Source organism: Novacetimonas cocois, assembly GCF_003311635.1.
Taxonomy (GTDB): domain Bacteria; phylum Pseudomonadota; class Alphaproteobacteria; order Acetobacterales; family Acetobacteraceae; genus Novacetimonas; species Novacetimonas cocois.
This window is the reverse complement of the sequence record NZ_QEXL01000007.1, coordinates 52073-78783: the sequence shown is the minus strand read 5'-3', so window position 1 is coordinate 78783 and position 26711 is coordinate 52073. Positions and strand designations below refer to the sequence as shown.

Here is a 26711-nt window from a genome sequence, read left to right as displayed (position 1 = left end):
TTTGGCACATGGCATGTGAAATGTTACGCATGGCCGAGTGTTACGGTGGGGAAGCAAATCGAAATCTGGTAAACAGGACCTACGGTTCAGGACGACAGTGGGGACAGTCGATGAAAAAGGCGGGGATGGGGGCGACGCTGTTGCGCGCCGGCATTGGATGTATTGCCACTCTGGCCATGGGGCTTGTGGTGGATGCACATGAGGCCCATGCCCAGATTGCCGTGTTCAAGAGCATGGAAAAAAGCGATTCCGCCCTGGCGCGGTGGCTGTCGGACATCACGCTGGTGGGACAGATCGAAGGCGGCATCATGGCCAACCCCGCCCGTCCGCAGCCCGGCTACAACTTTGGCGACTTCTTTGCCGACCACGCCAACCAGGTGCAGCTGAACCAGGCCGAATTCACCCTGCAGAAAGCGATCGACCCGTCGCGCGGCGGATACCAGGTCGGCTTCACGCTGGAGGGGATGTACGGTTCGGACGCACGTTATTACCAGATCCTTGGCGTCAGCGCCCATGAATGGAACGCGCGTTACCAGTTGATCCCCGCGCAGGCCCATGCCGACGTTCACCTGCCTTGGGCGACCAAGGGCGGCCTGGACATGCATGCGGGCATCCTGCAGGCCCCGATGGGGGTGGAGACGCTGGATCCCACGACGCGCCCGTTCTATACCATTGCCTATACTTCTGAATATTCCGTCCCGTTCCAGCATATCGGTGCGATGTTCAACTGGCATGTCACCGACATGCTGGACGTGACGTTCGGGATCGATACGGGGAACCAGACCTCCTTCGGCAAGTCGGACAACAACAACGCCCCGGCCGGGTATTTCGGGTTCAACCTGAACAACCTCGCGCATGGCAAGCTCAACATCATCGAACTCAGCCGCGTCGGGCCTGAAAACTCCCGCTATTCCTCTGCCGGGGGACGGTACGAGGCGGATCATGCCGAACGCTTCTGGAACGACATCAACGCGACCTATGCCGTTACCGACCGTCTGACCCTGACGGGGGAGTTCAACTATATCCATGACCAGGGCCTGAACGGCATCCGGCCGAACGGGAACTTCAAGGCCGCCGATGCCGAAAGCTTCGTCAGCTTCCTCAGCTACAAGATCAACAAGGTCCTGACCTTCAATTATCGCGGTGAAATCTATCGCGACAACAACAACCTGATGGTCGCGACCTTCATTGGCAACAACTCCTACATGGACGGGATTTCCGGCCGCGCCAGCCCCGGCAGCACCGTGATGCCCGGCCCGACGGGCCATGGCACCACCTATGGCGAAATGACGCTGGGCGTGACGTACAAGCCGGACCTGGGCCATCATGTCCGCGTCTTCATGCTGCGTCCCGAAATCCGTTTCGACCGTTCGCTCAATGGCACGACGCCTTTCAACGGGGGCCGCAATAACGGCATGTTCACCTTTGGCGGCGACGCGGTGATCGGGTTCTGAGGGGTAGCGCGCCACGTGGCGTGAAAAGGGATGCCCGGAGTGGTCGGGCATCCTTCCGGCTGGAAAAGGGCAGGGCGCGGACACCGCGAAACACCCTGAAAATCATAAAAGATTTTTGGTGAAGCTTTTTGCAAAAAGCTTCAGATAACGCTGTATTTCCAGAACAATAAATCGCATTGAAATTGTCATTACTTTTTACAGACAACCTGTCTTCTGGCGATATCCCATCATTTATTTGCGGGACACCGTAACGGCGCATCATGTTGCCATTTCGTTGCGATAGTTTAATATCCTGATGCGCTGTTTATCTGTCATACATCACAGGCATTGATCGCATTCATGACGATTATTTTCGACCTGTGAGGTTCCCTTTGGCATTGCGGTATTTGATCACGGCCCTCCTCCTGCTTTCGGGCATGTCCGCGGCGTCCGCCGCCCCGGTGACGCTCCCCCATTTTCCGCAGGCGCCGGGCCTTTTTGCAAGGGCCGACCTTCCGGCATCGGCGCCCATTGAATCCGTCGTGCTCTCGCCCCTTTTCAACCAGCGGTTCGTATGCGCGGAGCATCCCGATGGCGAGCTCAGGCAACTGGGCGATGCGCTCGGGACGGATTGCCTTGTCATCGGCGGGATGATCGACAGGGAAAACGGGTTTTTCAGGCTGTTCCGGACTGACGGGAAACGGAATGAGGACTGGTACGGCTGGCATACCGAGGTCCTGGCCCCATTCACCGGGACGGTTGTCGGGGTTTCCAATAACCCGGTTACGAATACGCCCGGATCCATGAAGCCGTCGCTGCCCAGCTTCATCGTGTTCCGGCGTGCCGACGACCTGATCGTGGCATATGCCCATGTGACGGACATCAGGGTCAGGATCGGCGACAGGGTGAGCGCGGGACAGGTCGTGGCCCTCGACGGGAATAACGGGTTTGCCCGCGCGCCGCATGTGCATGTCGGGGCATATCGTGGGACCACGCCCTTTCAGATCCGATGGGACCTGCGTGCGGAACACAGGATCTTTCCTGACCAGAATTAGGGCGCGCTGTCGGTTGGCGTGATCGCGTTCTGCGAGGCTGATGGGCTGCTGTGTCTGTCGCCCCTGTTATTGGGTGACAGACGCATGCGGCGTTACCTGAAGCTTTTTGAAAAAAGCTTCACCAAAAACTTCTTGATGATTACAGGATGTTTCATGGGCAGGTTTTTTGAAACAGTCCCTAGGCCGTTCGGTGGCATGTGAGCGTATCGCCAATCGTCAGCGGGGTTCCGTTGTGACTGATGGCCCAATCGATTTTCAGTGTGTCTGCGTCTCTGAACTCATAGGTAAACTGCTCGACCACCGTGCCACCATCGGTTCGATCCAGTTTCAGAATCTTCCCGTCCCAGTCGCGTGCAGTGAACCAGCGCATGCCATATGCATCACTGATTGATGACTTCACGGAACCATCCTTGCCATTACTCCAGACCTCCAGTGAATGGTATGGACCAGGCGGCCTGTCGTCGTGATGAAGGACCAGCGCGCCACTGCCAGCATCGCGCGTGATGGAGATGTTCGACGCGATCGGACGCCTGTTTCGGATGAAATATCCCTCACACGACCAGGCCCCCTCAATCTGGGGAAAAGGTAGTATGTGCACGTCTTGCGCTTCTGCCGCGTGAAGATGAAACGTTGTTGATAAGGCCAGTGCGGTCACGGCAACGATAATAGGCCGCATGGGTGATTTCCTTTCCGGTATCGAAACCATTTTCTTACCTTCAGGGGGTTTTCTCTTTCGGTCAAGAAACAGGTGCGATTGCCTGTCCGTGATGCGGGTAACTGCCACCAGTACGTCTGTTCCATTGGCCAGGGCACTGCCGATAGAGAACATGACGACGAAGGCGATGACCCTTGGGAACACGCGGGCGGTCGAATTCTTCGTCGGGATCATGCGTCATCCCGCGCTTTGCCATGATGCGACCTGACTTGAGGTTGCGGGGCACGGTGATGGCAGGAATCTCAGGCAGGTTTTTATCTTCTGTCCTGTGCAAGGAAGATAATTTCCATCCAACGGACACAAGGTCCATACCAGACGGCGGGACCGTGGGATCTGGCAGGAAATCTTTGCGGATCCCCCCTGTGTCCGATGCGGCATTAAAAATCATACGATTTTAGTTTCATCATGACGTCCTGATTCTTGCTGTATTTTTCTTCGATGCGTTTCTGCCTTTCATATATGTCACCGCACTTTTTCCCGATTTCCTTCGTCAGCGCATCTTTTCGGCGCTCAGGCAGGCTGCTGTCCCATTCGCCGGAAAGGTACCGGCAGATATCCGCATCATGGACAAAAACGGCGACATCATCGGGGAACCTGTCTTCAGCCCGGGCGATGGCCGAACAGGTGATCGTAAGATATGCCAGACAGAAAAATGGCGCTCGGATTTTCATGGGGCGTCCTGTGCGGTCTGTGGCTTGGATCAACAATAATTTTCCAGCATCCGATAATAAATCCCATGAACAGCCGGCATCAGGATGACCGTCACGGGAGGCTGATACATCGGGCTGCCCTGTAAATGCGGGTCGTAACGGCGTTCCACCGTGGGCGGCCATCGGGGCGGGCGAATTGTGCAATATGGTCCATTGTCTGTATCGTTCCGGCACAGGAATGCGAAGCGCCCTGAACAGTCCGGAGACCTGCATGCCCATCCTGACACGAAAGCTGTCCGAACATGTGCCTGCCGCCGCCGCAATGATCCTGCGTGCCGGCGTCCCATGACCGATCAGCCTGTTTCCGATACGCAGCGCCGGCTGGTCATGCTCTGCGCCGTGCTTGGCATTGTCCTGGCGGGGCTGGATGGCGCGATCGCCAATATCGCGCTTCCCACGATTGCGCGCGACCTGGCGTGTAGCGACGCGCTGACGGTCTGGATCGTCAATGCGTACCAGCTGGCGGTCGCGGTCAGTCTTCTGCCCGCCGCCGCCGTGGCGGGGTCGCAGGGCCTCAAACGGGTGTACGGTTTCGGGATGGCGCTTTTTACCGTGGCGTCCCTTGGCTGCGCGCTTTCGGGGTCGCTTGGCGCGCTGGTGGGCGCGCGCGTCCTGCAGGGGATTGGCGGGGCCTGCATGGGCGCGTTGAGCGGGGCGCTGGTCCGGAGCGTTTATCCCAGGGCCATGCTGCACCGGGCGTTTGCCATCATCGCGCTGGCCGTTGCGATTTCCGCCGCGATCGGCCCGACCCTGGCGGCTGCCGTCCTTGCCCTTGCGTCATGGACGTGGCTGTTCCTGATCAACCTGCCGGTTGGCCTGGCCGGGGTTTTCGTGTTCCTGCGGGTCGCCCCGAGCAGCCCGCGCCACCCGTTCGCGTTCGACTGGACCGGCGGCCTGCTGAATGTGGGGGCGCTGGGGCTGGGCGTGCTCGGGGTCAATGCGCTGGGACAGAAGGAGCCGTGGCTGGCGGGGATGGAGATGGGCGCGGGCCTTGCCTGTGCCATCGCCCTGTGGCGGCAGCAGCGGCACCAGCAGACGCCGATGCTGCCGCTTGACCTTCTGGCGATTCCACTGTTCTCGCTGTCGATCCTGACGTCGATCTGCGCCTATGCCGCGCAGATTCTGGCCTATGTCGCGCTGCCGTTCCTGTTCCAGACGGTCATGCACCAGTCCGCCGTGACGACCGGCCTGCTGATTACCCCGTGGCCCCTGCTGGTGGCCGTCGCGGCACCCTTTGCTGGGCGGCTGGCCGCGCGGCATCCCGCCTCCGTGCTGAGCAGCATCGGGCTTGCGATCCTGGCGACGGGGCTGGCGATGCTGAGCATCATGCCCGCCCATCCATCGTTCGGGAATGTCGTGTGGCGCATGGGGCTGTGCGGGATCGGGTTCGGGTTTTACCAGACCCCCAACAACCTGGCGGTCATGACCGCGGGACCCACAACCCGCAGCGGGGCGGCCAGCGGCATGCTGGCGGTCGCGCGAACGATGGGCTGGGCGTTGGGATCGGCGCTGGTGGCCCTGGTCCTTGGCCTGTCGCGGGGCAGCGGGGGCGCGGTTCACTGCCTTGAACTGGCGACGGGCTTTGCGCTTGGGGGTGCGGTCCTGAGTGTTTCGCGCCGCATTGTCCGGCGCGAACATCATCGGAAGGAAACCGATTGAAAATATGTAAAGGGCGCTTTTCAACCGGCCTTCAGGCGCTGCGTGTCATGGCGTGAAACGCAGCCACAGCCATCCCGCCAGGGCGGACAGGACGGAACCGGCAAAGATTCCCATCTTGGCCGGCATTACAAGGTCCGGGGCGGGGAATGTCAGGTTCGCGATAAACAGGCTGATCGTAAATCCGATGCCGCACAGAAGCGAAAGGCCAAACAGCATTGTCGTCGGCGTTCCGGCGGGACGTGCCGCAATCCCCAGCCGGACCGACAGCAGCGTCGCCCCGAATACGCCAACGGGCTTGCCGATCATCAGCCCCGCCATGATCCCCAGCGGCACGGCGTCCAGCATCATGCCCGCATGCATGCCCCTGAGTGTTACGCCCACGTTCATGAATCCGAAAAACGGCAGGACCACCCATGTGACGAAAGGCCCCAGCATGGATGCCACCCTGTCGAGCGGCGCGGCCCCCTGTCCACGCGCCGCTGCGGGCAGGCAGAGGCCGGTCACCACCCCGGCAAGGGTCGGGTGCAGGCCGGACGCCAGAAGCGACGCCCACAGCAGGAGGCCACCGGCAGCGTAACCCCATAACGTCCTGATCCCGACCCTGTTCGCCCCGATCAGCGTGGCCGTGACGGCCAGGGTCGCCAGCAGCGCGGGCCAGTACAGGCTGCCGCCATAAAACAGGGCGATCACGACGATACCCAGCACGTCATCGAAAATGGCAAGCGCCATCAGCCATGCCCTGCCCCCGGCCGAGACATGCCGGCCAAGGGCAAGAATGATCGGCAGCGTGAACGCCGCGTCCGTCGCGACGGGAATGGCCCAGCCGCGCATTGCGTCCGGATGTCCGGATGTCACCAGCAGGTATGTCAGCGCAGGCACGATCATCCCGCCCAGCGCCCCGATCAGCGGCAGGGCGATATGGCGCAGCGATGAAAGGTGTCCTGAAATGATTTCTTTCCTGATTTCAAGAATGACCACCAGAAAAAACAGGCTCATGAACCCGTCGGAGATCCATGCCGCGATATTGTCCGGCCCCCGTTCCCCAAGGAAGGAAAGCGTCATGGGCGTTGCGATCAGGGCGGCATAATCCGCCGCCCAGGGCGAGTTCGCCCAGGCAAGGCCCGCCAGCGACGCAAGCAGCAGGACGGACGCCCCGCCGGCAGGGGAGCCCAGGAAACGCCGGATATGCGCCGCAGGCGTAATGGGGGTGTCGGTCATTCCCCCTTGTTGAAGGAGTCAGGGCCGCCATACAAGCCGATGATTATGCCGGGTATCCTGTATCGCGAATATGCCGTCCCGGTGGGGGATGGAAAACGAAAGCTTTCAGGTGCTGCCTTTTTTTAAAATGCTTTATTCCCAGAAGATTTTTGAAAAAAGCTTCGCCAGAAACTGCGTAATGATTTACGGAATTTCATAGGGAACGCGACGCTGGAACCACGGGCGCTGTGAAGCGTGCTTTATGCAGGGCGGGAACAGGCGGTGTTCCTGGGACAGGGGTAATCCACGACTGGAATGACAGGTCAGCCATATTCAATAAATATGGATTAATGCGTCATTCATATAAAAAATATTTCCGTTTGCACATTGAGCATCCGCATATCCGTTCCACATATCCTTACACAATCAAGGAGTTGGATTATAATGAAAGAGCATCGCGTTCCCCATGCGGCGGGTTCCATCCATGATCTGGTGCGCAAGGCCACCCATTCGCCAGATCTCCTGACACCGGCAGAAAGGGCCCGCCTTTCTGAGCATGTCCTCAAAGGTGGCGAACATGCCACGGAAGAGGAACAGGCCATTGCCCGCAAGGGAACGGTCGAGCCTGAAAACATGAACGCAGCGGAAATCCAGTTGCTGGGACGACGCGCCGCCGCCAAGAAATAGGAACGTCCGCGTTCGATGGGTATGGAAGGGCAGGCTGTCTTTTCATGCGCGACGGTCCCTGACGCATGTCTGGATTGAGATTCGTTCCTGAATATACGGCAGGGGATCCCGATCGGGACATCGGACGATGACGTGGCAGGCCATAAAACGCCATATCATCCGTCAACCTGAAACCGGAGGCTCCGGTTTCAGGTGTTTTCGCATTTCCGAAATATTTTTATTCTGAATATTATATAATTTCCTGTTTCAATAGTATTCATGATGAAATTTGCATTGATGACTTATCATTTCAGCATGGAATTGGCAGCATGGCTAGATTGATCTGGATCACTGTCTGACGGCCATGCCTGTTACAGGCTTTGTGCCAGACGGGAAAAGCCATATCCCGGATCGAATAATATTCTTATTTTGTCAGGAGAGATTTCATGATCACGCGTCCTGCATTCATCGCCGTGCCGCAGCATGCTTCCGTCAATCGTGAGGGACGGACCGTGGATCCCTTTGCGGTCCTGCAGCGCCAGATGGGCCGGCTTATCGAGGATTACCGTGCGCCCGATACATTCGGAACCGGGCGCATAGGGGCCACGGATATTACGGAAGACGCATCTGGCTATCACATTTTCATCGAAGTTCCCGGCTGTTCGGAAAAAGACATTACCCTGAGCACCACGAACGGGGTCATGACGATTTCCGGTGAAAAAAAGAGCCCGATTGAAGGGACCGAGCAGAAGCAGCACGTCTCCGGGCGCAGCTTCGGCGCGTTTTCGGAACATTTTACCCTGTCCGATGACATCAACGCGGATGGCATCACGGCCAGCATCAAGAATGGCGTCCTGAAAATCTTTCTGCCGCGCCGCGAACCGGCCAAGCCGGCGGAACGAAAGATCGAGGTCAAGGCGGACTAAACCCGATCGACATTCAGGATTCCCGTTCCGGGAATGAATGATTTACCCGGTGTTCATCTCAGGTCGAGATGCAGACACCGGGTAAAGTCGTTGCATGTATAGGAACCGAATGCGTCGCCAGTTTCAAAACCGTGCCGATGGTAAAGGGACAGCGCCGGGTCGAACGCCGCGCCGCTGCCGGTTTCCAGGCTCAACCGCCGGAGGTCCCGTTTTTTCGCGGTCGCGATAATGGTTTCAAGGATCGCGGTTCCCACGCCCTTGCGAAGGAAATCGGGATGCGTCCGCATGGATTTTACTTCGCCCGTATCGGACGACAGCATTTTCAATGCGCCTATCCCGGCGATATGGCCCTGATGCCACGCCGTCCAGACTGTCACCTCTGGCGTGGCGAGGCCTGAGAAATCAAGGGCATGGCCGGGGGGCGAAAAGGCGTGCATTCTGTCAAGATGCAGGGCGAGCAGCGCGCGCGTCTGCTCCCCTGACAGGTCATCTTCGCGGATGTCAAACATATGGGTCGTCTCTTGCAATGGCAGGGGATTATCTGAAAACAGCCGGATAAAAAATAGTAGAAATTTTTGGGTGTCGCCTTTTTTAAAAAGGCGACGTCTTTTCAACGCTTCTTGCAAAAAGCTTTACCGAAAAAACCTTTACGATTACACCATTCCTTCGGGAAAAACCCGATCGGTCATGTGCTGGTGCATTTCAGATAACTTCCGGCATTGGCCAGAGTGCCCCCGCCGAGATCCTCGATCCTTATGTCCCTGAACCGCGCGCGTCCCTCCCTGCGCTGGAAAACGGAGTTCGCGATCAGCCAGATGCCTGTAATGCGGGATGGGGGCGTGCCCGGAATGGCTTTCTGGTAATCGTAAAGTAGACGGCGTTTCTCTTCCTGCCATGTCCCGAGGTCGTTTGTCCCGGATCTGACAATCCAGTGTGTCTCACGCTGGCACCACCATGGAAGCGGGCAGTGGAAGTGATAACCGGCAGGCAGTTCCCTGCTCCACATATAGGTCAGATCGCGGCCATTATCGAATTCAAACGCAACGCTGATATAATCATGCGTCAGCGCCAGATCTTCTGGCAGGTCTGACGGAAGCTTTTCAACCAGCCACGACCATGCGGCAACAGTCTGGTCATTCAACGCAACATCGACATCGGTCTGAAGGATGCAGCAGTCCCCTTCGGACGTCCTGACCGTTATGTCATTGCTGTCCCCGGAAAAGATGTTGACCGCGCCAAACAGGGGCATGAACTTCCAGTTTTCGGGCAGGTCGGGTTTTGTCACCGGCCTGTCGGTGGCACTTACCAGAACGCCGATGCCATCCCCAAACCTCTTGCGCGGCCCCGGCATGACGGTCCCCGCATCGTCCGCCCACAGGGACAATCCTTTTGCGAATGCTTCGACCGTTCCATCCGCCCAGGCTTCGAAAACGGTTTCTTCATCGAAAAGAACCTTATGTATGGGGGCTTTCCCACCAATCCGGATCCATAGTGAAAATTTGGGCTGCACAAACAGCGCCAGCCGTTTGTCGATAATGTTGGCGCCTGACGCCCGAACGGAAAAACGCCTGCCCTTCGTCGCCTGAAAACCTGTGGGGGACCATGATGTTTCGCTGCCATCAAGTATGACATCAGACGGCCCGATGGGCGTTATTTCAGCCAGCCTGACTTTGCGCACCTTCCTTTGCTGGAGCGCAAATCGGGAAAAGGTAATCGCCTTTTTCAGGGCCGATCGTTCGACGGTTTCCATCTGCTGCCCCACCTGTCATTTTTCAGAAGGAAATCACTATGCGGAAATGGCATGATGATAGAAAAACACATTAATTCAATATTCTGTGAATCCGGGAAGGGCTGTTTCCTCGTTTCGGAGCCTGCCCTGCAATAAAGGCGTCATGCCGGTCGGACCTGTATGGAAGATTTCATTTCACCGTTACGCATTGGCAATCCGATGCCTGTCGGGCAATCTCCACGGAAAATACGGAGCTGTATCAGCATGTCGCCACGGGATGGTGTTCCCCAACAACGCAATGCCGGGATCGACGTCCTGCGTGGCATCGCCATTTTCATGGTCATGTTGCTTCACTTCAGCCTTACTTACCGGTTGTGGCATGCTGGCCTTCTTGTGGATCTGATCGGGCGGGACTGGACATATTCGCTGATCGGCTGGGGTAATTTCGCCGTTACGATGTTCTTTGTCATATCCGGTTTTTTGATTGCCACAAACACGGCGCGGCGGGATGGCGGTCTGGGGCATGTGCAACTTCGGTCATTTTATGTCCGGCGGTTCGCACGGCTTTTACCATGCCTTATTCTTGCCCTTGCCATCATTACAATTCTGGGACTGTGTTCGGTGGCCTCCTTTGCTGCCGAGGGGCCGCACCCGACATCTGAGCTTCTGCTTGGCGTCCTGTCAGTCCTGACCTTTTTCCATAATATCCTGATGCAACATTGGGGATATTTTGACTATGCCCTGAATGTCTATTGGTCATTATCCGTGGAAGAGGTTTTCTATATCCTGTTCCCGATTGTATGTCTTGTCCTGAAGCGTGAGTGGCTTATTGCGATACCGTGCTTCCTTTTCATCATGATCGCGCCCTTTTATCGGGCCGCGCATGCGGATAACGACATTTTCTATTTATATGCCAATCCTGCATGTTTCGATGCCATTTCCATTGGCTGCCTGACTTCCATGCTGGCCCGGCATTGGCAACCTTCGGTCCGGCAGGCCATTTTCATGGAAGCTGCAGGCTGGATAATATTGGTTATCTTCTGGCTGCGGGGGTTTGATGGGGCGCATGTGAAGTTCAGTTTTACGGTGATCGCCCTTTCAACGGCGGCAATCATTTTCGGAAGCTTCTCCAGACCCTCCACCATCATGGGGCGTTCGTTTCTGGGGCAGGGCATGCGTTGGCTGGGGCGGCACAGTTATGAATTATATCTGTTCCATATCATCGTGCTTGGCATCATGCGCGATATCGTTCCGGGAAACTCTCCTGGAACTGTCTGGCAAATCCCCTGGCTGTTAACGTTTCTGGCGATTTCTGTCATTGTGGCGGGTGGTGTTGCCCGTACCTTCGGCGATCCGCTGAACAGGGCACTTCGACAGCGTTTCCTGAAGGTTTGTAAATCAGGGACAATTTCAGCGTCGGGACCGCTTTGATACATGCCTCCCTTGGGAACTATAATTTCCCACAGGCCATGATAAAATAACAAAAGTTTTTGGGTGTCGCCTTTTTTTAAAAAGGCGACGTCTTTCGAAGCTTTTGCAAAAAGCTTCACCAAAAACCTCTTTTATGCCTGCTTCCATCAAACCGGCGGGCATGGGTGGATACCCGAAGCGCGGGCCAAGACCAAAACCATAGCATTACGGCCATGAAAAATCAGAAATCCCGTAACGCAGGACGCAACACGCCACGGGTCAGTGGAGGTCGTTGCGAATGATCGTTTCAGCCTGCGTCAGGACAGTATCCTGCCCGCCTTTCAGCATCTCCGGCGTGACAGGTATCTCCACGTCCGGTTTTACCCCCATCCCCTCGAAAGGTGTGAAGTCCGGAAAATATTCCCGACGCGTGCTGACGATCAGATTCATGCCAAGGTCCGGGAAATCGACCCTGTAGGGTTGTCCCGTTGTGCCCTCGGTCGTCTCGCCCAGGATTTTCGCCCGATGGGCAATACGCATATAGGTCACGAAATCCTCGCATGCCGAGGCACAGTAGCGATCCGTAAGAAGATAGACGCGACCGTGAAAGATGGGATTGTCAGGCTGGATCATCTGCCCGCCAGTGCGCAGCATCGCATGCGACAGGGCGTCGTAATCGGTCATCCCCGCCTTCTGCCATGCCTCGATCGTGCCGATGCGCAACGGCGTGGCGTCAAGCATGTCGCGGATCGGATGTTCCAGTAGCGCATGGACAAGGTCCATCGGGCTCGCGCCCCCGCCATTGCCACGCAGGTCAAGCAGAAGCACCGGTACGGATGCGTGCGTCCGGATGGCATCGACGGCCGAACGTTCGTATTCCGGCTTGCTAAAACTCGGGATTTCGATGCGCAGGATGCGACCATCCGGCATGGAAACGCGTGTCTCCCCCGGCGGTGTCGGCAGTCCCCGTGGGGGTTCGGTTGCCGGGTTGTCCCGATCGATCCTGACCTCATGGCCATCCTGCGTTTTCAACATAAAACGCACCGGCCAGACAAGTGCGCGGTAGAACAGGGTGCTTTCGCTTCCGGTCAGGTTGCTTCCCCGGACATAGGGCAGTTTCGTGTCCACCCATTGACCGAATGGTACATTGTCAATCGTCACGATCGTATCGCCGGGTTCCAGCCCCTTCTGGGCGGATCGCACGACGACCCATTTCCCCTGCAGGCGCTGTGCCAGGAACGGCAGCTTTGGCGCGCACATCAGGCGCGTGTCAAAGAAACGCGTATGTCCGTTGGCAAGGCTCCCGAACAGCTTCATCGTGGCGAGGTCGAATTCAAGGCGCGTTTTACTGGCAACCGCCTCGGTTATGTAGGATTTGTACTGCCTGTCGAAATCATAATCGACCGGCAGCCCCTCCCAATGGGCGAAATATTTCCCGACAGTGTCATAGATGCGCGTCGCCACCCAGATCTTCTGGTCAAGGGTGGGGGGGGGAAGCTGTGCCCCCTCGCTGGCGGACGGGCATGGGGATGACGCCAGCGCGGGTTGGCCAAGGATGGTGCAGCCTGCGGCAAGAACCAGCAGCTTCAGTAATTTCATGCGATATCCCGTCGTGTAATGAGCCCTGATGAAGCAATGCCGAGGTTATCGCATTTCCCCGGCGCGCGGCATGACATTTCATTCACGAACCGTATCGTTATGACGGACGCATATGCGCGGGCATAAAGCCGATTTCACTTACCTCAGGATGAAATTCGTGATGATATCAGTAAGTTTCCCGAACGGCGGCTGCAGAAGCGTCGCCGCGTTGATGCGGCCCTGTCGGTAAATGCCGCGTGGATGGGTAAGCGCCATGAAACCCTCCCTTCCATGATATGCTCCGATGCCGCTGTCGCCCACGCCGCCAAACGGCAGGTCATCCTGGGCGTAATGCAGCAATGTCCCGTTGATCGTGACATTCCCCGAAACCGTGCGTTCCAGCAGCCTGTCGCGTTGCGCGCGCCTGTCGCCAAAGTAATACAGCGCCAGGGGCCGGGGACGGGCGTTGATGAAGGCAATGGCCTCGTCAGGGTTGCGGTATGTCAGCACCGGCAGGACGGGGCCGAAAATCTCCTCCCGCATGATGGCCATTTCGGGTGTCGTCCCCAGCACCAGGGCGGGGGCAAGGACATGGCCTGTATCTGAATCGGCCCCCAGGCGGATGACGCGCGCGCCGTGTTCCTCCGCATCGCGGATCAGGCCGCGCAACCGTTCGTAATGATGCTGGTTCAGGATGGCGGTATAATCGGGCGACCCTGCGTAATCGCCCGGATGAAGCCTTTCCACCGCCTGCCGGTAGGCGCGGGCGAACGCGTCCTCGTCCGCTTCATGCAGCAGCACGTAATCCGGCGCGATGCAGGTCTGTCCCGCGTTCGTCAGCTTGCCGTACGCCACCCGGTCCGCCGCGCGTTCCATGGGAAAGCCGGGTTCGATCACCACGGGGGACTTGCCGCCCAGTTCAAGCGTGACCGGGGTCAGGTTGCGCGCGGCGGCGGCAGCGACCTTCCTGCCGACCGCCGTGCTGCCGGTGAACAGGATATGATCGAACGGCAGGGCCGAGAACGCGGCCCCCAGTTCGGCATCCCCCGTGACGACGGCAACCTGTTCCGGGGGAAAGACCGCCCGCACGATCTCCCCGATCAGCGCCGCCGTGGCGGGTGTCAGCTCCGATGGCTTGATCATGGCGCGGTTGCCCGCGGCAATGGCGGTCGCCAGCGGCACGAGGGCAAGTGAAAGCGGATAGTTCCACGGCGCGATAATGCCCACGACGCCAATCGGCTGACGGACCACCCAGGCGCCGCCGCACTGGAAATAGGCGGAAACATGCCGGCGCTTCGGCTTCATCCAGTGACCGAGATAGCAGGTCAGGTAATTGATCGACTGCACCAGCGGGATCAGTTCCACGATGGCGCTTTCGCGTTCCGACCGCTGGCCGAAATCCGTGTTCAGGGCGCGGACGATATCGCCCCGCCGCCGCAGGATTTCGGCCTTCAGGCGGCGCAGGTCGGCCCGGCGCCGCGCGGCACCAGGCGGCCCGTCCTGCATGAAGGCGGCACGCTGCCGTGCAAGGATGCCCGGCAGGTCGGGTGATGTGGCGTGTGCCAGGGGCGTGTCGGGCATTGCGCCCTCCATGTTTACAGGAGAAACTTCTCAGGGCAGGATATGGAGCGCAATGATCCGGTGTCAATGAAAGTTTCTTCTGTAAACATGGGTGTCACGGATGAGTGAAACAACGGACCGGCCCTATCACCACGGCGACCTGCGCCGCGCGCTGATCGACACGGCGCTTGCCATGCTGGCCGCCAGCCGGAACTGGACCTTTACCCTGCGCGAGGTCGCGCGGCGCACCGGCGTCAGCCACGCGGCGCCCTACAAGCATTTTCACGACAGGGAGGAGCTTCTGCGCGAACTGGCGCGGATCGGTTTCGTCCGGCTGGGACGCGCGATGACGGCGGCAATGGCGTCGGACGGTCTTTCGACGCGGGCGAAGTTCATCGCCGGCGCGCGGGCCTGCATCGATTTCGCGCTGGGTGACCCCGGCCTTTACCGCCTGATGTTCAGCACGGATGCCGACAGGACGGCGGACCCGCGCCTGCATGACGCGGCCATGGAAACATTCGGGATTCTTCTGCATCTTCTGCAGGAGGGACAGCGTGACGGAAGTTTCCGGCCGGTCGCCATCAGCGCCCTGGCGGCGGCGGGCTGGGCGCAGGTGCATGGGCTGGCGATGCTGGCGATTGACGGACAGCTGCTGGAGGAAAAGGTCGGGACGGAGCCGGTCCGCGCCGCGCTGGACGTGCTGCTTGATGGGATGTGTGGCTGATGTTTCAGGACCGTTGTTTCAGGGCTGTTGCGGCGCGCGTCCCTGCCGCCAGCCGTGTCAGGGCCGCGTCGATCACCGGCCAGTCCCCGCCGCGCGCCGCCGCCGCGACATAGCCATCGGGGCGCACCAGCCATATGCCGTTGCCATCCGGGGGCGGGCAGAGATCGGGTTTCAGCAGGGTGGAATGCCGCGCGATCATGGCCCGCGCCCCGGCATCGTCCCGGGCCACCAGCGTGAAACGCGGAAGGTCGCCCGCGCCGACGCCACATCCGGGATCAAGGCGCCGCCCCGGACGCGGGTGCCGCGACCCTGTGGCCCCCCCTGTGTTGAGGGGGCTGTCGGGATAGTGGATCATGACCCCGGAAAGCGCGTTGGCAAGGGCGCGACGGATTGCCGGGATGCGAAAGAGCGCCCGCACGACCAGGCCGCGCAGCAGCCGGGCCGGACGGTTTTTAAGCAGGACAACCCTGGTCATGCGGTTGGAACCGGTCAGGACCTGCCGGGCAACCGGGCCGCGTTCGGGGCCATAACTGTCCAGCAGGCCCGCGCGGGCCTCCTGCCGCATGACAAGCGCCAGCTTCCACGCCAGGTTGAAGGCATCCTGCATGCCCGTATTCATGCCCTGTCCGCCAGCGGGGCTGTGGACGTGCGCGGCATCCCCCGCAAGGAACACCCGCCCCACGCGGTAATCCGCGACCTTGCGTTCATTGACCCCGAAATGCGACAGCCAGACGGGATCGGACAGGGTGATGCCGCCCGGCCCGCGCCGCGCGACGATCGCCTGCACCTGCCGCAGGGTCGGTTCGCATGATGGGACAGAACCGATATCGGCAATGATCCTGTATCGGTCGGGCGATATCGGAAAAAACATGACGGCCCCGTCAGGATGCCAGAAGATCGCCGGTTCGTCGGACGGAACTTGCAGGCCCGCCACGCGGACATCGGCAATGATGAAGGCGGTGGAGAGGATATCCCCCTCGAACGCCAGCCCAAGCCGGTGGCGGACGGACGAATGCGCCCCGTCGCATCCGATCAGCCAGGCGGCCTCCACGACCTCGTCTCCGTTTCCGGCACGCGTGATGGTGCAGGACACGCCATCGCCCGTATCGACGAACGCCGTCAGTTCGGCATCGCGTTCGACCTTTCCGCCAAGAGACAGCAGATGCGCCTCAAGCAGTCGTTCGGTTTCCGATTGCGGGATCATCAGCAGGTAATTGAAGGGTGATGCAATTTCGCCAAATGCGACGCGGCCAAGGACCCTGCCGTCCGAATGAATGCTGACGGCCCTGGCATGCAGCCCGGTGGCGGCAAAGGCATCAACGCACCCCGCAGCCCTGAGGAGTTCAAGGGTCCGTGGCCAGATGGCAAGGGCCCTGGACTGATCGGTGCGCCCGTGCGCCCTGTCGATGATCCGGACGGGAATGCGATACCGTGCAAGCTCGGCAGCCATGGTCAGGCCGACAGGTCCCGCGCCAACGACAAGAACAGGCTTCATCATGGCTGTCACCCGCAGGGGAAAATGGCTGTCCCGATGTCCGGGCAACCGTCCCGCCGGTAACGCCGGACGCGTCCGGCCCGTTCCGGCCGCTGCCTTTTTTCCAGGAAACCTGCGTTCTTCGAAGCTTTTTGCAAAAAGCTTCACCAAAAACTTCTTTATGATGACAGGATGTTTCGTGGGTGGGGTTCTGCAAGATCCTTTCAGCCATGTGCGGCGCCCCGCCAGTTACGTACATATGCCCACGGGGGACAGGGGGCCTTGACGGGCCGGGTGGGGGATTGACGTGTCCGGTCTGTATATGTAGGCACCTACGTATATTGATCCATGAACGGGGACCTTTTCATATGTCACGCGCCCGAAGCGGAATTGTGATGGCGGGGTCCCTTGCGACCACGTTGATGGTGGCGACAGTCGCGGCCGCGCGCCCCGCGACGCCATGCCCGGATCTGCGCCCCACCGTCAATGCGATCGCCGATGCGCTGGAACGCGGCTATGTCCTGCCCGCGCGGGGGGCGGAGGCAGCGGACAGACTGCGACATGGCGTGCGTGAGCGGGATGTGTCGCATGTCTGTGGCGATGCCCCGGCACAGGCCGCGATCCTGACGGATATGACGCGCGATGCGCTCAATGACCTGCACCTGCGTGTGGCGCCCGGGCCGCCCGATCCCCTTACGCCCCCGGCGCGGCCGGATGCGGACGCGCTGGCCGACAATTTCGGCATCAGGGATGTCAGCCGCCTGCCCGGCGGGATCGGTTACCTGCGCCTGTCGGCATGGGCCCCGGCCCCGTGGGTGGAGGCGCGGCTGGCGAACGCTTTCGCGCTGTTGCGCGATTCACGGGGGCTGATCATCGATGTCCGTGGCAATCCGGGCGGCGATGGCGGCACGGTCAGCATGGTGGAACGGACATTCCTGCCGGACGGGGCGCCCCCCACGTTTCAGGATTTCGACCGCGCCGGACAGCCGGTCAGTGTGGAGGACGTCAGGGAACCCGCATGGCCGCGCTTTCCGAAGGACATGCCGCTGGTTATCCTGATCGACCGAGGCAGTGCGTCCGGTTCGGAATCGCTGGCCTTTTCCCTGCGGGAGGAGCATCGGGCAACCCTTGTCGGCGGTCGCACCGCCGGGGCCGCGCATGTGGTGCGCGACGGCGTTTTGCTGCCCGGCGGCTTTACGCTCTATCTTCCCCGCTACCGGCAGGAGGGCCGCATGAGCCACGCGGACTGGGAAGGTGTTGGCGTGCGACCGGACGTGGAGGCGGACCCGGCGGACGTGAAAATGCTGGCATGGGAGTTTCTGAGGCAGAAACTGGAAGGCGGGAAGAAATGACGACCTCCCCGATATCCGTCGCGGTGTGGTCATGAGCGGGCATGATTTCAGCCGCGATGCGCGTGGCAAGGCGCTGGGCGCGCGGCTGCGGCGCCTGTCGGAGCAGATAGATCGCGATGCGACACGCGTTTACGCGACGCTTGGCATAAAGTTCGAGCAGCGCTGGTTCGGTCCCCTCAACCAGATCGTGCGAAATGGCCCCCTGTCGATCGGGCAGATCGCCGAACGGCTGCATATCACGCATGTCTCCGTCAGCCAGGCCGTGCGTTCGCTGGAGGCCGCGGGCCTTGTCGCATCCCGGCCGGATCCCGACGACGGGCGTCGCCGGGTCCTTTTCCTGACGCCCGAGGGGCAGGGCCGGGTCCGTGAACTGACGCCGCTGTGGGAGGTATTCGATCAGGCGGCGGCGATGCTCGACAGGGAGGCGGGGGGCGTGGTGGATGTCTTCGACCGCCTGGATGACGCGTTGCAACGGATGTCGCTGTTCGACCGCATCTCCGCCCTGCTTGACCGACCGGTTGGCACAGCGGATGGCTGAACGGGCGGCATCCGGCGGTTTCATGTGCCTTGTTGCAAGACAGAAATGAATCGGGGTAAGGTGCGGGAGGAGTTCAGCCGTTCCTGCGGCGTGCTGAATGTCCGTTCATGGGTTCAGGAAAGCCGGTTTATGCACAGACGTCGTGTTTCAGGGTTCCGCTGTCGTGTCCTGCCGGTTGCCTTCATGCTTTCGCTGGCCTGCGTGGCGTTCGCAGGCCGGGCGGACGCATCCCCCCTGTCGGAGGCGGTCGATCACCTGCTGACGGCCGAGGACGAATTCCGTCCATCGGACATGGCCCCCCTGCTGTGTGCCGGGTATCATGAAATTTCCCCGGTGGGGGACATTGATGACCGTGCGCAGGTCCTGTCCTTCTATGCGCCGGAAAACCGCAGCGCGGTGCGACTGGACAGGAAAATCCTGAGCGATGTCTCGATCAACGGGGTGCCGCTTGTGACGGAGCAGCTGCATTACACCCTGCAGGATCCAGCACATGCGGGGCGTGAGACGACCCTGATCGGAACATGGGTGGGACAGCCGGAACATGGCCGCATGACCATCTGCCATGCGCAATTCACCATCTTTCACCCATCCCACAAATAGACGTCACGCAGCCCCCTGCATGCTGTCGAAAGGTTTTTGGTGAAGCTTTTTGCAAAAAGCTTTGAAAGACGCGGCATTTTGGGGAAAAGGTAGCACCCGGAAACTTTTATGATTCCAGGGCATGGTCGGGGCCGCGCAGCACGCACGGCCCCACGGGTGCCGCCTTTCAGCGCTTCATGTTCTTGAACCGGCGGGTCTGTTCGGTCAGGGCGACCTCCACCGGCAGGCGTTCCATGCTGGATGCGCCATAGAAGCCATGACAGTCGGGACAGTTATCCAGAACCTTCTGCGCGTCGTCGGGCATCGCGATCGGGCCGCCATGACACAGCAGCATGATGTCCGGCCGGATGGAGCGCGCGGCCTCGGAAATCTCGTTGATGAGCGTGATCGAATCCTCCAGCGTCATGGTGGTGCCCGCCCCGATGGCCCCGCCCGATGTCAGGCCCATATGCGCCACCAGCACGTCGGCCCCGGCCCTTGTCATGTCGCGTGCCTGTTCCGCGTCAAAGACATAGGGCGTCGTCAGCAGGTCCTTTTTATGGGCGCGCGCGACGACATCGACCTCCAGCGCATAGCTCATGCCGGTTTCTTCGAGGTTGCGGCGGAAATTCCCGTCGATCAGCCCCACGGTCGGAAAATTCTGGATGCCTGAAAAGCCGATCCGCTTCACATCATCCAGGAACACATCGAAATCGACGAACGGGTCGGTGCCGCACACCCCCGCCAGGACCGGCGTGTGGGGGACGACCGGCAGGACCTCGCGCGCCATGTCCATGACGATCTGGTTGGCGTTGCCATAGGCCAGCACCCCGGCCAGCGACCCGCGACCGGCCATGCGATACCGGCCCGAGTTGTAGATGACGATCAGGTCGATGCCGCCCGCCGCCTCGCACTTGGCGGACAGGCCCGTGCCGGCGCCACCACCGATGATAGGATGTTTGTCCGCAATCATCTTGCGGAATTTCTTCAGGATTTCTGCGCGTGGAATCGAAGGCATCAGCTGTGTTCTCCGTTAAAGAGGCTGCGGAACGTGGCCGCAAGCGTATCAGCGAACGCCGTGTCGTTCACCCCATAGGGCAGGGGGATCAACCGGCGTCGCGGTGTCTGTTCCACCGTGCGTTCCAGTGCCTCGAACAGGGTCTGGTCCGCCTGCGGGTCGTAAAAGGGTTCCCCCATGCGGTCCAGCAGGGAAAAGCCGCCTTCGGGCAGGAAAAACCGTACCTCGCCCTGGCACTGGTTCAGGCGGTGGCCGATCCATTCGCCCATCGCGCGGCATTCCTCGACCGAGGTCCGCATCAGGGTGACCTGCGGATTATGTTCCACCAGCACGCGGTCGCGGTAATGGGCGGGCACGGTATCGATCGCGCCGAAATTGACCATGTCCAGCGCGCCGCAGCTGCCGACATAGGGGACGCCCGTGCGGATGGCGGCCCCCAGCCGGTCGTCATCGCACGGGAAGATCCCGCCGGACAGGAAGTCGCAGATTTCGGTGGTCGTGACGTCGATGATGCCCGCCAGCTGCCCCGAATCGGCCATGCGTTCCATCGCGCGGCCGCCGGTGCCGGTGGCGTGGAAGACCATGCAGTCGAACGTGTCCTCCAGGTCGCTGACGATGCGTTCGACACATGGCGTGGTCAGGCCGAACATCGTCAGCCCCACCGCCGGGCGCGTATCGTGTATCGCGGGCGGCAGGTGGGCCGCCATGCCCGCCATGGCGTTGGCGGCGTTGGCAAGGATGCGGCGCGACAGGCGGTTCAGCCCCTCCATGTCCGTCACGGAATAGACCATGGCGATGTCCGACCCGCCGACATATGGCGCGACATTGCCCGACGCGACGGTGGAGACCATCATCTTCGGCAGGCCCAGCGGCAGGGCCTGCAGCGCGGGCGCGATCAGCGCGGTGCCGCCCGACCCCCCGATTCCCAGCACCCCGTCCACGTCGTCGCGCGCGCACAGGAACCGGCGCAGCGCCGTGGCCATGGCGGCGATGGAGCTGCCGCGCCGGCGTGTGAACACCGCCTGCGGGCCATCGGGATGGGCGGCGGCGACGGTGGCCGGGTCGATCGTATCGGACTGTTCCGAACATGGCGCGCGCAGCGCGGTGCTGACATCCACGATGACGGCGGACACGCCCTGTCCCGTCAGGAGGTCGTGGACATAGCGCAGCTCGATGGCCTTGGTGTCGCATGTGCCGACCACATATACACGTCCCACGTCACCCTCCTGATCCTTGTCCGGCGCCAGAGTCTGCGTATAGGCGACAACGGCGCAACCCCCGTCCCCGGCCCGGCGGGGACACGGTTTCGTGAAAAAGGACGGAGCAATATTATGTCATCCCGATCGCGGTTTTCCGGGCGCCCGATGGCCCGCCGCCGCGCGTTGTCACCGCGGCGTCACGGCGTGGCGCGATAGGGCAGGGGCGGCAGACGCTGTCCATCGCGCTGATAGGTATTGAGGAACACCCGCACCGCCGAACGCGCGACAAAGGCGATATATTCGTCGGAGGTATCGACCGGCAGCTGCATGCGCGCCCGCCCGGCGATGTGCGTCTGGCACAGGGCATAGAACTGTTCCGCCGCGAAAAGCGGGTCAGGCACGTCGAGCAGGTCGCTCTGCGGTGCGCGGGCCAGCCACGCGGCAAGGATGCTGGTGGCCTGCTGCGGGCCGTGCGTCCAGAACGTCTGCGCCAGTTCGGGGAAATTCCCCGCCTCTGACACGATGACGCGGTTCAGCATCAGCGAAATGGGCGATATGATGAGCTGGATCAGCGCCGTGGCCACGTGTTCAAGCGATTCCGCCAGGGTCGCGCCCTCGTCGATGCGGCGGAACATCAGCGGCAGTTTTTCGCGCGTGCACTGTTCGATGAAGGCGCAGAACAGCACCGCCTTGCTGTCGAAATAGTTGTAGAGCGTCCCCTTGGACACGCCCGCGTCGCGCGCGATGCACGACATGCTGGCCCCTTCGTATCCATGTTCGGCGAAGATGCGCGCCGCGCCAGCAAGGATCTGCGCGCGCTTGGCCGGTGACGTGCCCGTCGCGGTGGTGCCCACTGGCTGGACCGGCGGGTGATCCCGGCCGGGGGGTGGGGGCGCTGCAGCCATCAGACGTATCCTGACCTTTTGTCCGTTAGTTTCGATTGACCCGATGCGTAAAGCGGATAGGTTATGGAGCTGACCGAACTGATCGGTCAATGGTAAATGATATCGCGTAACCGTTGCGTACGAACAGGTTTATCGTATTGACGACAAGGACAACAGGGGGCCGCGTTGGTGGTTAGGGGATTTTCATGGCGCACCGCCGTGGTCGGGTTGTCGATGGTGACGGCCGGATGCGCGGTCGGCCCCAATTTTCACAAGCCGACTCCGTGGACGCCCAAAAAGTATGGCGGCCCCGCCACCATGCACACCACGACGGCAGCCGGGGAAAAGCCGGTTGCAAGCCAGGTGACGGACGATACGCCCGATCCCGCATGGTGGGACTGTTTCCACGATCCCGTCCTGTCGGAACTGGAACGCAGGGTGGCGACGGACAACCTCGACGTCCGGCGCTTTGCCTACCGCATGGCCGAAAGCCGCGCCGAGCTGCGCATCGCCGGCGCCGAGCGCTTTCCCGCCATGTCGGCCGCGGGATCGTACGCGCGCCAGCAGTACAGCACCAAGACCCTGCAGCGCATCGTGACCGACATCGACCAGGAACATCCCGACGGCCTGATCCCCGGCATGGGCGCCGTGCCCCCCGGACAGGCGAAGATCCCCCTGTTCAACCAGTGGCGCGACAGCATCGACGCGACGTGGGAAATGGACCTGTGGGGCCGCGTGCGCCGCCAGTACGAGGCGGCGGCCGCATCGGCGCAGGTCACGCGTGAGGCACGGCGCGGCATGCTGATTTCCCGGCAGTCCGAGGTTGCGCGCGATTACATGGAACTGCGCGGGGTGCAGGAACAGCTGCGCATCGTGATGGAAAACCGCGACGTGGCGCAACGCATGCTGGAACTGAACCAGCAGCGTTACGACCATGGCATGAGCAGCGACCTCGACGTCGAACGCGCCCGCGCGCAGCTGGAGGGGACGGTGTCGCGCATCCCCCGGCTGGAACAGCAGCTGGTGACGCAGGTCAACGCGCTGAGCATGCTGATGGGCGAGCCGCCGCGCGCATTGGCGGACAAGCTGCTGGTGGCGTCGGCCATCCCGCCCGTACCGCCCAGCGTGCCGATCGGCGTGCCGTCGGAACTGGCGCGGCGCAGGCCCGACATCCGCCGGGCGGAGGCCAGCCTGCATGCCGCCACCGCGCAGGTGGGCGAGGCCGTGGCCGAATTCTATCCCCGCGTGACGATCAATGCCGGTTTCGGATTCGAATCCCTGTCGTTCCGCGACCTTGGCTTCTGGAACGCAAAGGCATGGAACGTCGGCCCGTCGATCACCCTGCCGCTGTTCCAGGGCGGCCGCCTGCGCGGGCAGCTGGAACTGCGCAAGTCCGAACAGAAGGAGGCGGCCATCGCCTATCAGCAGACGGTGCTGCAGGCATGGCATGACGTGGACAACGCGCTGACCGCCTATACCGATGAACAGCGGCGGCATGATTTCATCGCAGCCCAGGTGGAGGCCAACCGTGCCTCCCTCCGTCTGGCGCAGGACCAGTATGGCAGGGGGATGGTGACATACCTGACGGTGCTCGACGCGCAGCGCCAGCTGCTGTCGTCGCAATCCGACCTGACCACCAGCACCGCAGCGATTTCAGGCAACCTCGTACGGCTGTACAACGCGCTTGGCGGCGGGTGGGAGACGACCTATCCCGAGAACATGCCAAAGAAGAAGGCCGCCGTGAAAACCGCCGCCACAACACCCGCCACACCCCCGGCCGCATCGCACCCGGCATAGCGGAAAAGACCCGGATCGTGCGGAAATGCTTGGCGCGGCCTGAACTCGCCTGATATAAGCCGCGCGGTTCCGCCATGCCGGTCCCGACGCGGGGGCCGCATGCCGGAGCCGAGGCGCAGGGACCAGTTAACATGCTTACATTGCCACCCGACTATCATCCCTCGGACTCTGAGGAGTTCATGAATCCCCTTCAGGTGGAATATTTCCGTCACAAGCTGCTGCGGTGGCGGGCGGAACTTCTGAAGGAAGCGGACGAGACATTGGCCAGCCTGTCCGAAGGCGGCATCCACGAAGCCGACATTACCGACCGCGCCAGCGTGGAAACCGACCGGGCGCTTGAACTGCGCACCCGCGACCGCGCGCGCAAGCTGATTTCCAAGATCAATCAGGCATTGCAGCGCATCGAGGCCGGCACCTATGGCTATTGCGAGGAAACGGGCGAGCCGATCGGCCTGAAACGGCTGGAGGCGCGTCCCATCGCCACCCTGTCGATCGAGGCGCAGGAACGCCACGAACGCATGGAAAAAATCCATCGCGACGACTGATTCCAGCCCCGTTCCCGTCCCGCGTTGGCGCAGGATGCATAAAATCCCGTGAAAAGGGGTTGCAACGCGGGACGGGAAAAGCTACCAACCGCCCAACGGCGTCGCTGCTGTAGCTCAGTGGTAGAGCACTCCCTTGGTAAGGGAGAGGTCGACAGTTCAATCCTGTCCAGCAGCACCAGAAAACCTAATGAAAACAGTCAATTAGGCAGAGGCTTTTTTCTTTAAGCCGTTGGAAATACACTAGCACAGTCTTGGCACAGGATTTTGTGCCTAGTGTTTTCAACGGGTTGGTAATGGAAAAGCACAGTTTCAAGCACAGTCCGGTAGCACTCTCAAAAAATGAATGGGTCGTGTTCAGGCGTCCGGGCACCCGAAACTGGTCCGTTCGGTTTTCCCTTCCCGGTCAGGGACAGATACGCGAATCCCTCAAAACCGCAGACGAGGTAGAAGCTAACCGGCGGGCAGCAAAAGTCTATTATGCGGCACAAGCCCGTGCCGAAGCGGGGCTCGAGGCCCGCGCCAAGACCGTTGCCCAAGTGATTGAGGAATACATACAGGCCAAAACGCTAAAGGACACGCACGCGGCTTTCCTGCGCCGCTACGTGGTGGAATTTTGTGGTCGTAAGGAAGTCGCACATCTTACCACCAAAACCTTGAGCAATTTCTTGCCTTGGCGAAAAGCCTATTGGATCACTGGCCCAGGCAAGGATATTCAATTGATCATCTATATGAGGGCAGGCAAGCGTATCTCGCGCCCTCCGCGTCGAATCGAACCCAGTGATTCGACGCTATATGGTGAACAGGTCATTTTAAAAAAGTTTCTGACCTACTGTAAGGATCACGGCTATATCGTAGCTGTTCCCACCTTTGATAAGGTAACGGCGACTGACAACGCACGTCCTTCCTTTGCGCCTGCGGAAATCCAAACTCTACAAGCGACTGCCTATAGGCGGATTCTCGAAGCCCAGCATCATCCTCGCGTTAAATTCGACCGCACCATGCTGTATGCCTACATTGGCATAATGGTAGGCACAGGAATGCGCCCGACCGAAGCCCAAAGGCTCAAATGGAGTGATATTCTTGGGTTCAATGCCGATAGGAAATATGAAGGGCAGAAGGTCACGATTCGAGTCTATGGGAAAGGAAAATTCCGTGAATTCATACCGCAGGATAACATCCTTCCCGACCTTGGTCTGATATGGACTGTCCAGAAAGAAATATGGCAGCGAGACCCACTGTCTGACGATTATGTCTTTGCTGATGAAAACGCACAGCAAGTCAAATCATATAACAGTGGCCTTAATGCGCTCCTTGAAGAATGTAATCTGAAAAAGGATTATCGCGGTGTTAATCGCACGGCATATTCGTTTCGGCATTATCATATCACAAGCATGCTCAACATGAACGTGAGTGTTTACAAATTGGCGAAAAACTGCGGGACATCGGTTGATATGATAGAGCGGTTCTATTCGCATGTAACGCTTGAATCCATGCGTGAGGATTTGAGACCTCGGGCAACCTCATATTGAAATAGGGGATTGGAATGAAGACGGCACGCATACGCTTCACGATAGAGCGTGAGACCAAAGAACAGGCTAAAGCCATCCTCAAGGAAAACGGTTGGACCATGAGCGGATATCTGGCAACTGCCTTGGCTCTGATTGCCGAAGACCCGGTTAAGAACTACCCCTTGCTCACTGGCAAGCCATGGCCGGGGATGTCCCCGGCTGGCGCATGAACCACAGACATGTGGCAGGATTGGCTTTAGTCTTGGTCCGTCGATTTATTCCCGGATAACTGCCAAGAAACCACTTTTCAAAAAAAACCGCGCACAAAAAAATAAGGGGTATGTGCGTTAGGTAGGCATGCCTTTTTGAAAATGACCCCTGTAGGGGGCATGANNAGCGTTCATATGCCCAGGACCTTGCCTCCTATCTCCTAAAACATATGGGATGGAGCCTTG

Annotated in this window: 25 protein-coding genes and 1 tRNA gene; 15 read left to right on the top strand and 11 right to left on the bottom strand. The window is 60.2% G+C overall.

Translation table 11 applies throughout. From position 1 onward, the window contains the following. The first annotated feature begins 176 nt into the window (after nucleotides 1-176). Together NJLHNGOC_RS06620 and NJLHNGOC_RS06615 are read left to right on the top strand one after the other, a co-directional pair. Nucleotides 177-1454 (top strand): outer membrane beta-barrel protein, encoded by a 1278-nt coding sequence (locus tag NJLHNGOC_RS06620; RefSeq protein WP_408890658.1) that lies wholly within the window; start codon nucleotides 177-179, stop codon nucleotides 1452-1454. Between the two features lie 521 nt (nucleotides 1455-1975). Beyond that, on the top strand, nucleotides 1976-2488 hold the full coding sequence (locus NJLHNGOC_RS06615; protein ID WP_165837861.1) for a M23 family metallopeptidase: 513 nt from the start codon (nucleotides 1976-1978) through the stop codon (nucleotides 2486-2488). 178 nt (nucleotides 2489-2666) lie between these two features. On the opposite strand, the gene NJLHNGOC_RS06610 is transcribed toward NJLHNGOC_RS06615, so the two are convergent. Together NJLHNGOC_RS06610 and NJLHNGOC_RS15630 are read right to left on the bottom strand one after the other, a co-directional pair. After that, nucleotides 2667-3377, bottom strand: a complete 711-nt coding sequence (locus tag NJLHNGOC_RS06610) for a hypothetical protein (RefSeq protein WP_133258682.1) — start codon at nucleotides 3375-3377, stop codon at nucleotides 2667-2669. Between the two features lie 203 nt (nucleotides 3378-3580). Next, on the bottom strand, nucleotides 3581-4126 hold the full coding sequence (locus NJLHNGOC_RS15630; protein WP_133258681.1) for a hypothetical protein: 546 nt from the start codon (nucleotides 4124-4126) through the stop codon (nucleotides 3581-3583). A gap of 72 nt (nucleotides 4127-4198) precedes the next feature. Here NJLHNGOC_RS15630 and NJLHNGOC_RS06600 point away from each other — a divergent pair, with 72 nt between their 5' ends. Beyond that, on the top strand, nucleotides 4199-5572 hold the full coding sequence (locus NJLHNGOC_RS06600) for an MFS transporter (RefSeq protein WP_113595663.1): 1374 nt from the start codon (nucleotides 4199-4201) through the stop codon (nucleotides 5570-5572). A 45-nt stretch (nucleotides 5573-5617) separates the two neighbouring features. Here the strand turns inward: NJLHNGOC_RS06600 and nhaA are convergent, their stop codons facing one another. Then, nucleotides 5618-6790: a Na+/H+ antiporter NhaA gene (gene nhaA / locus NJLHNGOC_RS06595; protein WP_113595662.1), complete on the bottom strand. Its 1173-nt coding sequence runs from the start codon at nucleotides 6788-6790 to the stop codon at nucleotides 5618-5620. Nucleotides 6791-7213: 423 nt separating this feature from the next. Between nhaA and NJLHNGOC_RS06590 the strand changes: the two genes are divergently transcribed. Further along, nucleotides 7214-7456, top strand: coding sequence for a hypothetical protein (locus tag NJLHNGOC_RS06590; RefSeq protein WP_110531820.1), 243 nt, complete (start codon nucleotides 7214-7216; stop codon nucleotides 7454-7456). Between the two features lie 425 nt (nucleotides 7457-7881). Continuing rightward, a complete protein-coding gene (locus NJLHNGOC_RS06585) occupies nucleotides 7882-8361 on the top strand; it encodes an Hsp20/alpha crystallin family protein (RefSeq protein ID WP_113595661.1) in 480 nt (159 codons plus the stop codon). 53 nt (nucleotides 8362-8414) lie between these two features. On the opposite strand, the gene NJLHNGOC_RS06580 is transcribed toward NJLHNGOC_RS06585, so the two are convergent. Both NJLHNGOC_RS06580 and NJLHNGOC_RS06575 read right to left on the bottom strand, forming a co-directional pair. Next, the gene (locus NJLHNGOC_RS06580; protein ID WP_239021376.1) at nucleotides 8415-8975 is read right to left on the bottom strand and encodes a GNAT family N-acetyltransferase; all 561 of its coding nucleotides are present in this window, start codon (nucleotides 8973-8975) and stop codon (nucleotides 8415-8417) included. A gap of 71 nt (nucleotides 8976-9046) precedes the next feature. Further along, on the bottom strand, nucleotides 9047-9745 hold the full coding sequence (locus NJLHNGOC_RS06575) for a DUF3047 domain-containing protein (RefSeq protein ID WP_239021375.1): 699 nt from the start codon (nucleotides 9743-9745) through the stop codon (nucleotides 9047-9049). Between the two features lie 609 nt (nucleotides 9746-10354). Between NJLHNGOC_RS06575 and NJLHNGOC_RS06570 the strand changes: the two genes are divergently transcribed. Then, on the top strand, nucleotides 10355-11521 hold the full coding sequence (locus tag NJLHNGOC_RS06570; RefSeq protein WP_165837860.1) for an acyltransferase family protein: 1167 nt from the start codon (nucleotides 10355-10357) through the stop codon (nucleotides 11519-11521). 258 nt (nucleotides 11522-11779) lie between these two features. Here NJLHNGOC_RS06570 and NJLHNGOC_RS06565 read toward each other — a convergent pair whose 3' ends face one another. Then, nucleotides 11780-13099, bottom strand: coding sequence for a S41 family peptidase (locus NJLHNGOC_RS06565; protein ID WP_113595657.1), 1320 nt, complete (start codon nucleotides 13097-13099; stop codon nucleotides 11780-11782). Nucleotides 13100-13237: 138 nt separating this feature from the next. Next, nucleotides 13238-14671 (bottom strand): coniferyl aldehyde dehydrogenase, encoded by a 1434-nt coding sequence (locus tag NJLHNGOC_RS06560; protein WP_408890642.1) that lies wholly within the window; start codon nucleotides 14669-14671, stop codon nucleotides 13238-13240. Nucleotides 14672-14759: 88 nt separating this feature from the next. Here NJLHNGOC_RS06560 and NJLHNGOC_RS06555 point away from each other — a divergent pair, with 88 nt between their 5' ends. Further along, nucleotides 14760-15362, top strand: a complete 603-nt coding sequence (locus tag NJLHNGOC_RS06555) for a TetR/AcrR family transcriptional regulator (RefSeq protein WP_113595655.1) — start codon at nucleotides 14760-14762, stop codon at nucleotides 15360-15362. A gap of 4 nt (nucleotides 15363-15366) precedes the next feature. Here NJLHNGOC_RS06555 and NJLHNGOC_RS06550 read toward each other — a convergent pair whose 3' ends face one another. Next, on the bottom strand, nucleotides 15367-16860 hold the full coding sequence (locus tag NJLHNGOC_RS06550; RefSeq protein WP_113595749.1) for an FAD-dependent monooxygenase: 1494 nt from the start codon (nucleotides 16858-16860) through the stop codon (nucleotides 15367-15369). A 371-nt stretch (nucleotides 16861-17231) separates the two neighbouring features. Between NJLHNGOC_RS06550 and NJLHNGOC_RS06545 the strand changes: the two genes are divergently transcribed. The 3 genes from NJLHNGOC_RS06545 (at nucleotide 17232) to NJLHNGOC_RS06535 (ending at nucleotide 19326) form a co-directional block, all read left to right on the top strand. Next, entirely contained in the window at nucleotides 17232-18188 is a 957-nt protein-coding gene (locus tag NJLHNGOC_RS06545; protein ID WP_165837859.1) for a S41 family peptidase, read from the top strand. 31 nt (nucleotides 18189-18219) lie between these two features. After that, nucleotides 18220-18726: a MarR family winged helix-turn-helix transcriptional regulator gene (locus NJLHNGOC_RS06540; protein WP_113595653.1), complete on the top strand. Its 507-nt coding sequence runs from the start codon at nucleotides 18220-18222 to the stop codon at nucleotides 18724-18726. Nucleotides 18727-18855: 129 nt separating this feature from the next. Then, on the top strand, nucleotides 18856-19326 hold the full coding sequence (locus tag NJLHNGOC_RS06535; protein ID WP_133258679.1) for a hypothetical protein: 471 nt from the start codon (nucleotides 18856-18858) through the stop codon (nucleotides 19324-19326). Nucleotides 19327-19492: 166 nt separating this feature from the next. On the opposite strand, the gene NJLHNGOC_RS06530 is transcribed toward NJLHNGOC_RS06535, so the two are convergent. The 3 genes from NJLHNGOC_RS06530 to NJLHNGOC_RS06520 form a co-directional block, all read right to left on the bottom strand. After that, a complete protein-coding gene (locus NJLHNGOC_RS06530) occupies nucleotides 19493-20323 on the bottom strand; it encodes a phosphoenolpyruvate hydrolase family protein (RefSeq protein WP_113595651.1) in 831 nt (276 codons plus the stop codon). Then, nucleotides 20323-21540 carry a Tm-1-like ATP-binding domain-containing protein gene (locus tag NJLHNGOC_RS06525; protein ID WP_113595650.1) on the bottom strand — a complete coding sequence of 406 codons (1218 nt, stop codon included), beginning with the start codon at nucleotides 21538-21540 and terminating at the stop codon, nucleotides 20323-20325. The genes NJLHNGOC_RS06530 and NJLHNGOC_RS06525 overlap by 1 nt, the downstream gene beginning before the upstream one ends. Before the next feature lie 179 nt (nucleotides 21541-21719). Then, complete coding sequence (locus tag NJLHNGOC_RS06520) at nucleotides 21720-22427, bottom strand: TetR/AcrR family transcriptional regulator (protein WP_113595649.1); 708 nt, start codon at nucleotides 22425-22427, stop codon at nucleotides 21720-21722. A 213-nt stretch (nucleotides 22428-22640) separates the two neighbouring features. Between NJLHNGOC_RS06520 and NJLHNGOC_RS06515 the strand changes: the two genes are divergently transcribed. From NJLHNGOC_RS06515 to NJLHNGOC_RS06495, 5 genes are all read left to right on the top strand, one after another. After that, on the top strand, nucleotides 22641-24203 hold the full coding sequence (locus NJLHNGOC_RS06515) for an efflux transporter outer membrane subunit (RefSeq protein ID WP_113595648.1): 1563 nt from the start codon (nucleotides 22641-22643) through the stop codon (nucleotides 24201-24203). Between the two features lie 131 nt (nucleotides 24204-24334). Continuing rightward, on the top strand, nucleotides 24335-24748 hold the full coding sequence (gene dksA, locus NJLHNGOC_RS06510; RefSeq protein ID WP_113595647.1) for an RNA polymerase-binding protein DksA: 414 nt from the start codon (nucleotides 24335-24337) through the stop codon (nucleotides 24746-24748). A 103-nt stretch (nucleotides 24749-24851) separates the two neighbouring features. Beyond that, nucleotides 24852-24926: transfer RNA gene (locus NJLHNGOC_RS06505), tRNA-Thr, on the top strand. A gap of 115 nt (nucleotides 24927-25041) precedes the next feature. After that, the gene (locus NJLHNGOC_RS06500; RefSeq protein ID WP_113595646.1) at nucleotides 25042-26277 is read left to right on the top strand and encodes a tyrosine-type recombinase/integrase; all 1236 of its coding nucleotides are present in this window, start codon (nucleotides 25042-25044) and stop codon (nucleotides 26275-26277) included. A gap of 14 nt (nucleotides 26278-26291) precedes the next feature. After that, nucleotides 26292-26486: a hypothetical protein gene (locus tag NJLHNGOC_RS06495; RefSeq protein ID WP_113595645.1), complete on the top strand. Its 195-nt coding sequence runs from the start codon at nucleotides 26292-26294 to the stop codon at nucleotides 26484-26486. Nucleotides 26487-26711: the final 225 nt, after the last annotated feature.

Bases quoted from the DNA above. Each gene is read 5' to 3' on its own strand.
- NJLHNGOC_RS06620 (WP_408890658.1), top strand. From the start codon at position 177: ATGGGGCTTGTGGTGGATGCACATGAGGCCCATGCCCAGATTGCCGTG.
- NJLHNGOC_RS06610 (WP_133258682.1), bottom strand. From the start codon at position 3,377: ATGATCCCGACGAAGAATTCGACCGCCCGCGTGTTCCCAAGGGTCATC.
- NJLHNGOC_RS15630 (WP_133258681.1), bottom strand. From the start codon at position 4,126: ATGCAGGTCTCCGGACTGTTCAGGGCGCTTCGCATTCCTGTGCCGGAA.
- NJLHNGOC_RS06600 (WP_113595663.1), top strand. From the start codon at position 4,199: ATGACCGATCAGCCTGTTTCCGATACGCAGCGCCGGCTGGTCATGCTC.
- nhaA (WP_113595662.1), bottom strand. From the start codon at position 6,790: ATGACCGACACCCCCATTACGCCTGCGGCGCATATCCGGCGTTTCCTG.
- NJLHNGOC_RS06590 (WP_110531820.1), top strand. From the start codon at position 7,214: ATGAAAGAGCATCGCGTTCCCCATGCGGCGGGTTCCATCCATGATCTG.
- NJLHNGOC_RS06585 (WP_113595661.1), top strand. From the start codon at position 7,882: ATGATCACGCGTCCTGCATTCATCGCCGTGCCGCAGCATGCTTCCGTC.
- NJLHNGOC_RS06570 (WP_165837860.1), top strand. From the start codon at position 10,355: ATGTCGCCACGGGATGGTGTTCCCCAACAACGCAATGCCGGGATCGAC.
- NJLHNGOC_RS06565 (WP_113595657.1), bottom strand. From the start codon at position 13,099: ATGAAATTACTGAAGCTGCTGGTTCTTGCCGCAGGCTGCACCATCCTT.
- NJLHNGOC_RS06560 (WP_408890642.1), bottom strand. From the start codon at position 14,671: ATGGAGGGCGCAATGCCCGACACGCCCCTGGCACACGCCACATCACCC.
- NJLHNGOC_RS06555 (WP_113595655.1), top strand. From the start codon at position 14,760: ATGAGTGAAACAACGGACCGGCCCTATCACCACGGCGACCTGCGCCGC.
- NJLHNGOC_RS06550 (WP_113595749.1), bottom strand. From the start codon at position 16,860: ATGATGAAGCCTGTTCTTGTCGTTGGCGCGGGACCTGTCGGCCTGACC.
- NJLHNGOC_RS06545 (WP_165837859.1), top strand. From the start codon at position 17,232: ATGGCGGGGTCCCTTGCGACCACGTTGATGGTGGCGACAGTCGCGGCC.
- NJLHNGOC_RS06540 (WP_113595653.1), top strand. From the start codon at position 18,220: ATGAGCGGGCATGATTTCAGCCGCGATGCGCGTGGCAAGGCGCTGGGC.
- NJLHNGOC_RS06535 (WP_133258679.1), top strand. From the start codon at position 18,856: ATGCACAGACGTCGTGTTTCAGGGTTCCGCTGTCGTGTCCTGCCGGTT.
- NJLHNGOC_RS06530 (WP_113595651.1), bottom strand. From the start codon at position 20,323: ATGCCTTCGATTCCACGCGCAGAAATCCTGAAGAAATTCCGCAAGATG.
- NJLHNGOC_RS06520 (WP_113595649.1), bottom strand. From the start codon at position 22,427: ATGGCTGCAGCGCCCCCACCCCCCGGCCGGGATCACCCGCCGGTCCAG.
- NJLHNGOC_RS06515 (WP_113595648.1), top strand. From the start codon at position 22,641: ATGGTGACGGCCGGATGCGCGGTCGGCCCCAATTTTCACAAGCCGACT.
- dksA (WP_113595647.1), top strand. From the start codon at position 24,335: ATGCTTACATTGCCACCCGACTATCATCCCTCGGACTCTGAGGAGTTC.
- NJLHNGOC_RS06500 (WP_113595646.1), top strand. From the start codon at position 25,042: ATGGAAAAGCACAGTTTCAAGCACAGTCCGGTAGCACTCTCAAAAAAT.
- NJLHNGOC_RS06495 (WP_113595645.1), top strand. From the start codon at position 26,292: ATGAAGACGGCACGCATACGCTTCACGATAGAGCGTGAGACCAAAGAA.